The following is an 11282-nucleotide window of genomic DNA, read 5'->3' as shown; positions in this document are numbered from 1 at the left end:
TGGCACAAGCGCCGCGGGCGGGCTCACACCAAAGACGGCCCAGATCGGGTTGTCTGGCGTGTAGGCGAACGCTTCCGGCGCGGTAAGCGTCTGCACATTGTCGCCCGCGCCGGTTTGATAGGTCGTCTCGGGCGAGTAGGCGAGACCCACCGGGTACGCCGTGGTCCAGAATTTACCGCCGGCACTGATCGCATAGGGAATCGAATGGAGGCCCTTGCCGAGTTGTACGTCCTCGCCGTTACGGTTGGGCGTGGTGTCGCCATCGTAGTTAAAGGGCGGCCCGTAGCGCGCTTGCGGATACTGGGTCGAGGGCAGAAGCATGGTCCAGTATTCGGTTTGCGAGTGCCACGCGTCCTTCGGATTGATCGTGCCCGGCATCAGGGCGTGCAGATGGTTGCTTTCGTTCAAATAAAACCATGTGTTGGCGGCGCCAAGCAGCACGTCCGAGCCGGGCTGCATGTAGTAGAACTGCGGCGCGGTGCTGGTGGTCGTCGTCGTGGCCGTGGCGAAGTGCGAATTCAGGTTGTCAACGCGCGCTGCATCGATCGTCAGGTTCCCGCCTGCTTCAATCGTCGCGGAGTCGTTCGTGACCTGGCGCGCGTTGCCGGTTGTGTCCCGGTTCGCATGTCCGCTCGCATCGAGCGCACCGGCAATGCGCAAGTCGTTATTCGCCAGGATGTATGCGCCTTCGCGGTTCGTTAGCGTGCCCACGCCCAAGTCGATATCGCCACGTGAGGCAAGGACGCCTGCGGTGCCTTCCCCGTTGATGTCGTTATCGAGCGTGCCTGCGCTCACGGCAATCGAGTCGCCGTAGATGCGCCCGGTGTTCGTCACGGCTTGCGCGTCGATACGCGTGTCGCCGCCGTTTATCAACCCGTCGTTGTTCACGCTATGCGCGGCGATCACGTGCGTGCTCGCTTGGCCCGCGATGACGCCAGCAGCAGTGTTCGTGACGTTCTGCCCCGCGACGGTCAGTGCATTGCCTGCCGTGATCGAGCCGCTATTGGCAATATCGCCCGACGTGTTCACGTTCACATCGTGATCTGGCCGGACGTGTTATCGATATTTGCGGCTTTGAGTCGTACCGTGCTGGCAGAGGCGATCTGGCCAGAAACATTATTCAGCGCGTCGGCGACATCAACCTGTACCGCGTTGCCGCTGATCTGGCCGCGCGTGTTGGTCGCCGAGTTGGCGCTGAGCGTGGCCCGGTTCGCGGCCGCGAACGTGCCGTTGGTATTGTCGAATGATTGCGCACTGACGGTGGTGTTTCCTCCGCTGGCAATCGTGCCGCCTGTGTTTGCGATCGCCCCGTTCACCGTCAGCGAGAAGTCGCCAAGCGCGGTGCCCAGCGTGCCGCCGGTGTTATCGACACTGATTGCACCGTCGATATCCGTAACCCGCGTGCCCACGATGCGGCCCGCGCGATTGTTCAAGATGCCATCAACATGCAGGTCTACGGTGTCACCGCTGAGCTCGCCACCGGCATTCGAAGTAAGCGGCCCGTCAAGCGTCAGTGCATGCGCGGCACTGATAGCGCCGGCGGTGTTGTCGATCGAGCGTGCGGCGAGCGTTGTATTATCCGCGCTGGTGATCAGCCCGCCGTTCGTATTCGACAACGCGCCGCCCGCGGAAATCGTGGCATTGCCTTGCTGCGAGCCGATGGTGCCCGCTGCGTTATTCAAGTCACCGCTCGCCGTCATGGTCGCGTCATGGACCGCGACGATCTTGCCGCCACGCGTATCAACTGAGGAAGCTGCAACGCTCACCGTATCGCCGCCGATCTGGCCATTCGCATTGGTCACGTTCACCGCGCGAATCGCCGTTTGCCTCGCGGCATTGACAATGCCGTTCGAGTTATCCAGCGCGTTCGCTGAGACATTCGTGCCGCCACGGCTCGTGATCGTGCCGCTCGCATTCGATAACGCGCCACCCGCAGCAACGCTCGTCTCGCCTTGCTGTGAACCGATGGTGCCCGCTGAATTGTTCAGGTCGCCGCTCGCCGATACCGTCACGTCATGGATCGCGATGATCTGGCCGGCGTGTGTATCGAGCGTCCTGGCCGCGACATTGACCTGGTCGCCGCTCATTTGGCCCGATGCGTTGGTCAGGTTGCTGGCCGTGACGTTCAATGTCTGACCGGCGCTGATGATGCCGCTGGAATTATCGAGCGATTGCGCTTGCGTCGTGATGTTGCCAGCGCTGGCAATCGTGCCGCCGACGTTCGCGAGGACGCCGCCGGCAGTGATGCTTGCATTGCTCTGTTGTGAGCCGATCGTTCCTGCTGAATTACCCAGGTTCCCGGTGGCCGAAACACGTGCGTCGTGAACCGCGACGATCTTGCCGCCTTGCGTGTCCAGCGAATCCGCTGCTACGTTTACCGAATCGCCGCTGATGTGCCCCTGCGCATTCGTCAGGTTGCTTGCGGTGACGCTGCTGGCCTGCGCGGCACTGATCGTGCCGCTGGAATTATCGAGCGCATTCGCCGATACCGCCGCCGCGCCCGTCACCGATCCAATCGTGCCGCCCTGATTGCCGATATTCGACGCACGCACCGCAATGTCCTGCTGCGCGACAAGCTGGCCGCCGGCGTTCTGCACGTTCGCGGTATCGATATTGAGCGAGCCTTGCGAGGACACCACGCCGCTACGGTTATCGAGTGCGCCCACCGTCAGGTTCAACGGTGCCTGACTCGCAATCGAGCCGTGCTGATTGGTAAGCGTCCCGCCAACACGCACATCGAGCGAGGGCGCGTCCAGCGTTGCGTTGGTGTGCAGCACGTCGCCTGCAACGGCGAGCGTGGCGACCTTGGCTGCGTGAATCGAGCCGTTCGACAGATCACCGTTCGCGGCTTGCACCAGTGCGTTCTGCCCACCCTGAATCGTGCCGCTGTTGTGCAACACACCCGACGCAATGACGCTCACGCTGCCTGCCGCGTTCACGGTGCCATCGGTCGCGATACCGCCCGCCAACGTGCCGCTATTCGCCACGCTTTGGCCCGTGCCGCCAAGATTCGTTCTGGCCGTGACGGTGCCCACATTCGTGAGCGCCTGGGTCGCGATGAGCGCGACATTGCCATCGCTTGCTACCGTCCCCGCGTTAGTAATCGACGTGGCACTGACCTGCGCATTGTTCGCAGCGAGCAACGCACCCTTGGGCGTAATCGTGACGTCACCGTTGCTCGCCACCTGGATATCGCCGGTGAGCGAATTAAGCGTGCCGCCGAGGTTCACACCCACGCCCAGTTCGGTGCCCACCAGCCGCACCGCGTTGTTGCCGTACATGCTGCCGAGCGCCGACACATCGATAGCGACCACCGGCCGTGCACCGGTTCCAGGAATCGGTGTGACACCGCCATCGATGTAGTTCACCTGATTCGCGCCTGCCGTTGCGTTCAGTTGCTGCGCCCAGATCTGGCCGTTGATCTCCATTGCACGCGCTATCAGATCAGTTTGACTGGCACCACGCGTGTCGAGCCCCTGACCGTCAATCGTGATTGCGCCTTGCATGACATCGAGGCGACTCAACGCGCCATAGGCGTCCAGCACAGGCACGCCCGTGGTGAGCGTCACGCGCGGCGCGGCAATAAAACCGCAGCCATTGCAATAAATCCCCGCCGGATTGGCGATGACGACATTGGCCGCGCGGCCTGCGACTTCGGTCATGCCAAGCAGTTGCGAGCGATTGCCGCTGGTGACTTCGTTCAGGATGGTCCGCGCGCTCTGGTTGCCCATGAACGGATTGCCCTGCACCCAGCCTGCGGTTTGCGTCTGGCTGTTCTGGCCGCTGTTGTTTAAAACCAGACCCTTTTGTCCGACGTTGTAATCCGTGTACTTGTTATGGCTCGTGCCGGCCGCATTCGGGGCCACGATGTTGACCACGGGAACGCCGTTTCCAGCCACGCTCACCACCGGATGCGCACCGCTTGCGTTGCGATCGGGTGTGACGGGCAGCGTGGCCTGCGCGTGCGCTACATCGATGAGAAGCGGTTGCAGACCGAACAGGCAGAGCGCGGCGAAGGCGCACGTGCGAGTGGCGAACCACGGCGTGTCAGACGATTCATGCGCACTGGCCGGAGCACTCCGATCACCCGCCGCTTCGGCTTTGCCCTGTGCGCTCACGAACTCGGCAACCGCCATCATCATGCCGTGCAGACCACTGAACACTAACCGGAAACGACCCTGATTCATGCTTCTCTCTCTTGTTGTTGCTATCGTTTTTATGCGTGCTAGAACAGCGTGCTCGCCTGGAACATCAGCGCCGGGCCGCGCGGAAAACCTCGAGGCTTGACCACTGGCCAGCCGAGCGTGACCTCGAAATCGATCGCGGCATAAATGCTCGCGGGAACATGGCCACGCAAGCCCAGCGCGGCGCCCATCAAGGTTTGCCCCAGCAGATACTGCACATTGGGGCCGCTCACCCGTCCCGCATCGAATGCGACGAACGGCATCTGTCCCGCGAAACTCAGCCCGAGTTCGTTGCGCCAGACCCAACCGCTTTCGGCGGCAAGCGTCGTCTGACCGTCGAAGCCGCGCACCGTGTACGGGGAGCCGATGGTCAGGTCATCGTTCGGAATCAGGGGCGTATAAGCGTGCTGCCAGTTGAATTGGCCGCTGTACCGCAGCGTCTGGTTCGCAACAGTGAACGGAATCGTGGCCTGCACATTGCCGCTCAGAATCTTTGTCTTGCCGTTCCAGTCGGGTTCGCCGATTACCGTGCCAGGCAGCTTGGTCATGCCCAGGAGCGTTTGCCGCCAGGCGATGCCACCACTCACCACCGCGGGTCCAAAATATTGCTGATGCGCAAGCGTCGTCTCCAAGCCAATCAGATCGCGCGCCTGGTAATCGATTGGCTGGGCATCGAGATACGCGTGATTAAAGCGGTGATAGAGCTTGACCTGGGCACTGGTGCGCGCCGATGCGCTGCGATATGGCACGTATCCCATCCCGGCATTGACCTCGGCGCTGTCACCGCGATATTGCTGCGGCTCCATGTATCCGGCCACGGTTTGCAGATAACGCGACGTGCTCGCGTTCACGAAGAACGACGCGTAGCCCATAGGGACGTTCCAGTTGACGGACCCCGAGCGCGAGGCTTTCTGGTGATCAGTAAAGTCGGCGTTGGTGCTGCCCGAGAGCGTGAGTTGATCGTATAAGTGCAGCGGCGAGTCGAATGTGAACGTGCCGTTCAGATTAAAGCGTCCGGTCGAATCGATGCCGTAGTTGTCGGCGCCTATGGTCGCGTGCCAGCGCTTGCTCATAAGCGGATCGGCGGCGGGTTTGATGAGTAGTACCGATTCCCCCAAGGTGTCGCCTGGCTGGATATCGAAGGCGGTGACGGCCTGAGCGCTCAAGCGGCGAATCGATTCGAGCGCCTGATCGACATCGCGCTGGTTGTAGATTGCACCTGGATAGGTGGGAAGCACCATGCGCGACCAGCCAATCTCGCGGCCAACTTTGGAAGCGGCGGCACCAGGCTGTTCGGCGGCCCCTTTGGTGGAAGGCGCCGCCGGCGACTGTTCATAATCTTCCGCTGTGGCAACGCGTACCGCGCTCACGCGCCCGGCAATCACTTCCATGTTCAGCACACCCGACGCCAGGTTCTGCTCAGGGATCAACACCCGCGAGGTAATAAAGCCGCGCGCGATCAGCGCATTGCTTGCCGCTTCGCCAATGATGCGAACCGCTTGCTTGCCGATGCAGGCACCGATTACTGGCTGCAACAGTGCATCGAGCCAACCAAACGGGTTGTGCAGCAGGTGGAGTTCGCGCACCGCAAAGCACGGCGTTTCTTGTGGCAACGAAGCGAGATCAATTACCGGTAGAACAGGCGCCTCAGTCTGCACGCTCGGCCGTTCGCTCGCCCGTTCCTCGGTTTGCTGACGCTGTTCGTCCTGACGGCGTTGGGCGTCGATACCTGGTGCATTGATCTGCGCGACTTGAGCCGCGCTATATCCCGTTGCACTCAGAAAAGCCAGTCCTGCAGCGAGGGCAAACAACGTGCGGCGTGTCGCGCGAACTGGAATCATGGATTCAATGGTCGGAATTATTCCCGGCACAAGGCAACGTCCCTGAGCCCGTTGGGTACGAATGGAAACACTTTCAAATGGGGCGCAATATTAAGGTGTGGACTCCAGAATAACGGCTCAGTAATTTCCTAAAGTTCGTAGAGTGATTGCTCCGGTTGATTTAGACGTCAAGTTAGAGTAGGTGACTCCGCCCGTTCGTACCAAGCAAGTCGCCTACGCCAACGCGCTTCCCAAGCCCGAAGGCGGATCGACCTTTCTTTCATCGCCGATAACCAGGGGCTCTCGGGCTGTAACGATCTTCGTTGAGCTTTAAGGATGCAGGTCGCAATGCTGCGGAGCTCGACTTCACAGCGATTGCCACGATCTTTGATTTTTCGTGCCGATGGAATAAACGTGCGATCTCAGCGTTCTATGAGTACCGGCAGTACCGGCAATAACTCGCCGATATTGAAAACGGATCGACGATTCGCTGCTGACATGCGCAGCGCATCCCGCCGCCGTCGACGCGTTACGCCGATTTTCACAACCAAAAACCATAGGAAAGAAATCGCCATGCCGAGCGAAGAAGAACTTAATTCACATCACTGGCTGACGTTCGGCGCCGCGCCGCTCAGCCTTCTTGCGCAACGATCACTGATCTTCCGGCAATTGGGTGCATCGAACCTCGGAGGCCCTTGTATCGTGGCAGGCGGTCGCCATCTTGATGCTGTTGGGACGAACGGTGCCACCAACCTCGACGTGGCGCTTGAATACGAGTCTGGCACCGCGGTCTCCGCTCTGACGACGACACCCGGTGGCGACGGCACGACGTACTGGTATCCCTACGTTGAGACGGGTGTCGGCGAATGTGACGTCAGCTATGACGTGCCGTTGAATACCACGGCTCTCACGGCCGGTATGAATGGATGTTCCCTGCGAATCTACGTCAATCCGGCTAGAGGGCTCATCAAGTTCTGTCACGACAACAACGGACTGTATGCCGACGATGCGGCCTACGCGGCCAAAGGTTTTCAGCATCTGCAAAGCATCAATGCCGATGATCGCATGCGCGGCCTCCCGGCTCAAAACGTCAACGACTACTGGGAAGCTGCGATTCGCGGACCCGCATCGGGCATCTATTTTATTTGCATGAAGACCGCGGCCATGCAGTGGACGATCTATCAGTCCGTGGCGATCGGTGGTCGTCGCGAAGAAAGAATCCCGGGTGTTTTTCGCGCATCGACACGGGTGGTTCATCCATTCACGGGCAGGCAGAGTTACAACAAGGTCGTCGTGGTAGTGGATATCCCGCCGTTGACAGGCGCCAGGCGGTCGAGTGCGGCCACGACCGACGATCTGCCGGTCTAGCGCTTCCCAGAGATTTTACTTTGCATCCCTTAACGATGGCGATTCGAGCGATCACTGCGCGAACATCGTCCTGTAATACTCGCGCCCTTGCTCCAGATGCACGCCAAACCCGAACCCGCGCATCAGCATATCGTTCATATCAGCGCGGGTGATCTTCATCACGTAGCTGTGTTCCGTCGTCACCAGCTTGCAGCTTCCGTGCGTCTCCGATGAATCGAACCACTTCCCCGGATCGGCATGTCCTGCCGGGTATGTGTGGCCATCGCGTTCGACTTGCCATCGGCCATCGAGCAGGATCCAGTACGCATCATCGCTTACCGCCGGCCCACACTCCGCCACGACCGTCCCTGCATACGCTTCCCATTCCTTCGAATGGTCGATGGTCCAGCGCAACTGCTCATGGGTCAGCGCCGTGAAAAACGGCGTCTTCCTGAGCAGATACAAATATGTCGTTGATGCCTTCATGGCCGTGTTACCTCCCTCATTCGCGTGGCCCTGCTGACCGCATGCAGCGGCGGTCAGCAAAAGAAGGCCAAGCCATGCGCCACGGGTAAAACGCCCGGTTTTAGTCACGTCTTCGAGTCCTCACATTCGCTTCGCGGAGATCGCATACGGCGACGCACGCTTCAATGGGAAATTCAAACGCTCAGGCAAGACCACCATTGCCGCGCAGCACCTGTCCGTTGACCCAGCCCGAATCCTTGCCCGCAAGGAACGAGACAATCGATGCAATATCTTCCGGTTGCCCCAGGCGTTGCAGCGGCGGCATCTTGGCGAAGGTCTGGATCTGCTCTTCGGTTTTTCCATCGAGGAAAAGCGAGGTCGCAATCGGACCCGGCGCGACCGCGTTCACGCGGATATCGCGGCCGCGCAATTCCTTCGCGAACACATGCGTAAAGGCTTCGACAGCGGCTTTCGTCGCGTTGTAAATGGCGTAGCCGGGCATGTTCAGCGCAAGCGTGGTGCTCGAGAAATTCACGATCCGGCCACCGTCGTTCATCCGCTTCGCCGCTTCCCGCAGGGTGTTGAACGTGCCGCGCACATTGATGCCGAAGGTCTGGTCGTAGAGCGCATCGGAGGTTTCGGCAAGCGGCAAGGTCTTCAGTACACCGGCGTTGTTCACCAGCACATCGATCTTGCCGAGCTGCTGTTCGGCGGCATCGAACATGGCGCGGACATCATCTGCCTTCGATACATCCGCCTTGATCGCGATGGCCTTCGTACCCTTCGCCGTCAGTTCCGCTGCAAGCGCATCGGCTTCTTTCGAGCTCGATGCGTAGTTGATGGCGACGGCAAACCCGTCATCGGCGAGACGCCGCGCCACTTCAGCACCGATACCCCGCGATGCGCCCGTGACAATGGCTACCTGGCTGTTCTTGATTGCATTCATGATTCGCTCCTTTCGTTGAGTTGCAAATGGGCAGTGCGTGATTGAAGTATCGATCATCGATGCAGATTGATAATCACCTCATATTTGGTAATATCGTTCCATTTACTTTAACAATAGAGTGTGTGAGCCATGGACCGGTTCCAGGAAATGCAGGTGTTCATTCGCATCGCGGAGCGCAGCAGCTTTACCCAGGCCGCCGATGACCTGCAGATACCGCGCGCCACGGTGACGAACCTCCTCAAGCGCATGGAAGAACGGCTCGGCACGCGCCTGCTGGAGCGCACCACGCGTACGGTGCGCCTCACGCACGACGGCGAGGCGTTCTACCGGCGCTGCGTACGCCTGATCGCCGATATGGAGGAAGCCGAGGGCTCGTTTCGCAACGTCGCGCCGAAGGGTCTGCTGCGTGTGAACGTGCAGGGAACCCTCGCGAAGAATTTTGTGGTGCCCGCGCTGCCGGGGTTTATCGCGATGTACCCGGATATCGAATTGCAGATCGGCGAGGACGACCGGCTGGTCGATCTGGTGCGCGAGGGGATCGATTGCGTGCTGCGGGCAGGGACGCTGCAGGATTCATCGATGGTCGGACGCCGCGTCGCGCTGATGGAACAAGTGACGGTCGCTAGTCCCGCGTATCTGGCGCAATTCGGCGAGCCGCTGACGCTCGAAAGTCTAAGCGTACATCGGGCGGTGAATTATGTATCGAGCGGATCGGGACGCGTGTTCCCGCTGGAATTTACCGTCGATGACCGCGTGGTCGAAATGCAGTTGCCGGCGGTTTTATCGGTGACCGGGGCGGATTTGTATACGGGCGCCGCAGTGGCTGGACTCGGGATGGTCCAGGTGCCGCGGTATCGGGTCAAGGAGGAACTGTCGGAAGGAAAGCTCAAGATCGTGCTCGATGCGTTTGCGCCGCCGCCCATGCCGGTAAGCGTGCTTTATCCGCAAAACCGGCAGTTGTCGTCGAGGGTGAGGGTTTTTGCGCAATGGCTGAGGGATATCTTTGAAGCGGCTTTTTAAGCCGTTTTAATCCGCCAATCCGTGCCCTCAAACGGGGTATATTTGATCCCCGAGTTGCGGGTAAAACGAACGGCGTGGCGATTCCCTGGAGACATACCATGGCAAACTGGACACCGGATCCGAGCTTCTATCCTTCCCCACGCATGGCGATGAAGGCGCCGCCCGAGACCTTTGCTTACGTCGCCAGCTTCGACCCGACACGGCAGGTGCCGGATGCCATCGCGATCATCGATCTGGACCCCGCATCCCCGACGTATTCGCAATTGCTCAACAACGTCAGCATGCCGAACACGGGCGACGAGTTGCATCATTTCGGCTGGAACGCGTGCAGTTCGTGCCTGTGTCCCAATGCGCCGCATCCGCATGCAGAACGCCGCTATCTTGTCGTGCCGGGTCTGCGGTCATCAAGAATTCATATTCTCGATACCAAGGCGGACCCGCGCAATCCGAAGATCGTGCGCGTGCTCGAGCCCGCGGAAGTCGCTGAGAAAGCCGGTTATACGAGGCCGCACACCATCCATTGCGGACCTGAAGGCATCTACGTGGCGGCGTTGGGCAACGCGCAAGGCGAAGCGCCTGGCGGCATCTTCCTGATGGATCACGAAACCTTCGACATACGCGGTCAATGGGAAATCGACCGCGGCCCACAACAACTCGCATACGACGCATGGTGGCATCTGGGACACGACACCATGGTCACGAGCGAATGGGGTCTGCCCGCCACGTTCGAGAACGGCCTGGTTCCAGAAATCCTGCTCGGTGGAAAGTACGGCCACAAGCTGCACTTCTGGGACCTGCATACACGCAAGCACAAGCAGGAAATCGATTTCGGCGAAGAGAACCAGCTCGTGTTCGAACTGCGTCCGGCACACGATCCGACCAAGGCTTATGGCTTCGTGAATTCGGTGATCAGCCTGAAGGATCTGTCGTCATCGATCTGGACGTGGTATCGCGATGGCGACAAGTGGGCGGTCAAAAAGATCATCGAGATTCCGGCCGAGCCGGCCGATCCCGATCTGCTGCCGCCCATGCTCAAGGGCTTTGGTGCGGTGCCGCCGCTCGTGACGGATATCGACTTGTCGATGGACGATCGTTTTCTCTACGTCGCATGTTGGGGTACGGGCGATCTGCGTCAGTACGATGTCTCCGATCCGTTCGCGCCCAAGCTCACGGGAACAGTACGCATTGGCGGGATCGTGTCGCGCGAATCGCATCCGAAAGCGGATGGGCGCAAGCTGAACGGTGGTCCGCAAATGGTTGAAGTCAGCCGCGATGGACGCCGCGTGTATTTCACCAACTCGCTGTACGGCGTGATCGATGACCAGTTTTATCCCGAAGGTCTGAAGGGCTGGATGGTGAAGCTCGATGCCGCGCCCGATGGCGGGATTGAATTCGATCCGCGTTTTCTGGTGGAGTGGCCCTCGACGCACCGGCCGCATCAGGTGAGGCTGGAAGGCGGCGATTGTTCGTCGGACTCGTACTGTTATCCATGAGCGCCTG

General features: G+C 60.1%; 7 protein-coding genes and 1 pseudogene. 3 read left to right on the top strand and 5 right to left on the bottom strand.

Features of this window, described 5'->3' with window-relative positions:
* The 3 genes and pseudogenes from ACRXB1_RS19390 to ACRXB1_RS19380 all read right to left on the bottom strand — a co-directional run.
* Positions 1–1029, bottom strand: a pseudogene (locus tag ACRXB1_RS19390) (hypothetical protein); the annotation flags it as partial.
* Positions 1030–1031: 2 nt separating this feature from the next.
* Positions 1032–4187: a two-partner secretion domain-containing protein gene (locus ACRXB1_RS19385; RefSeq protein WP_449492913.1), complete on the bottom strand. Its 3156-nt coding sequence runs from the start codon at positions 4185–4187 to the stop codon at positions 1032–1034.
* Positions 4188–4225: 38 nt separating this feature from the next.
* Complete coding sequence (locus ACRXB1_RS19380; protein WP_449492912.1) at positions 4226–6025, bottom strand: ShlB/FhaC/HecB family hemolysin secretion/activation protein; 1800 nt, start codon at positions 6023–6025, stop codon at positions 4226–4228.
* Between the two features lie 411 nt (positions 6026–6436).
* Here ACRXB1_RS19380 and ACRXB1_RS19375 point away from each other — a divergent pair, with 411 nt between their 5' ends.
* Positions 6437–7372 (top strand): hypothetical protein, encoded by a 936-nt coding sequence (locus ACRXB1_RS19375; protein WP_449492911.1) that lies wholly within the window; start codon positions 6437–6439, stop codon positions 7370–7372.
* Between the two features lie 51 nt (positions 7373–7423).
* Here the strand turns inward: ACRXB1_RS19375 and ACRXB1_RS19370 are convergent, their stop codons facing one another.
* Together ACRXB1_RS19370 and ACRXB1_RS19365 are read right to left on the bottom strand one after the other, a co-directional pair.
* A complete protein-coding gene (locus ACRXB1_RS19370) occupies positions 7424–7945 on the bottom strand; it encodes a hypothetical protein (protein WP_449492910.1) in 522 nt (173 codons plus the stop codon).
* Positions 7946–8018: 73 nt separating this feature from the next.
* Positions 8019–8762 (bottom strand): SDR family oxidoreductase, encoded by a 744-nt coding sequence (locus ACRXB1_RS19365; RefSeq protein ID WP_449492909.1) that lies wholly within the window; start codon positions 8760–8762, stop codon positions 8019–8021.
* A 129-nt stretch (positions 8763–8891) separates the two neighbouring features.
* Here ACRXB1_RS19365 and ACRXB1_RS19360 point away from each other — a divergent pair, with 129 nt between their 5' ends.
* Both ACRXB1_RS19360 and ACRXB1_RS19355 read left to right on the top strand, forming a co-directional pair.
* Positions 8892–9782, top strand: coding sequence for a LysR family transcriptional regulator (locus ACRXB1_RS19360; protein ID WP_174362679.1), 891 nt, complete (start codon positions 8892–8894; stop codon positions 9780–9782).
* A 98-nt stretch (positions 9783–9880) separates the two neighbouring features.
* Positions 9881–11275, top strand: coding sequence for a selenium-binding family protein (locus ACRXB1_RS19355; RefSeq protein WP_174362678.1), 1395 nt, complete (start codon positions 9881–9883; stop codon positions 11273–11275).
* Positions 11276–11282 lie beyond the last annotated feature (7 nt).

The organism is Caballeronia sp. M23-90 (genome assembly GCF_053574605.1).
The sequence above is the reverse complement of the archived record's forward strand: the minus strand, read 5'-3'. Positions and strand labels throughout refer to the sequence as shown.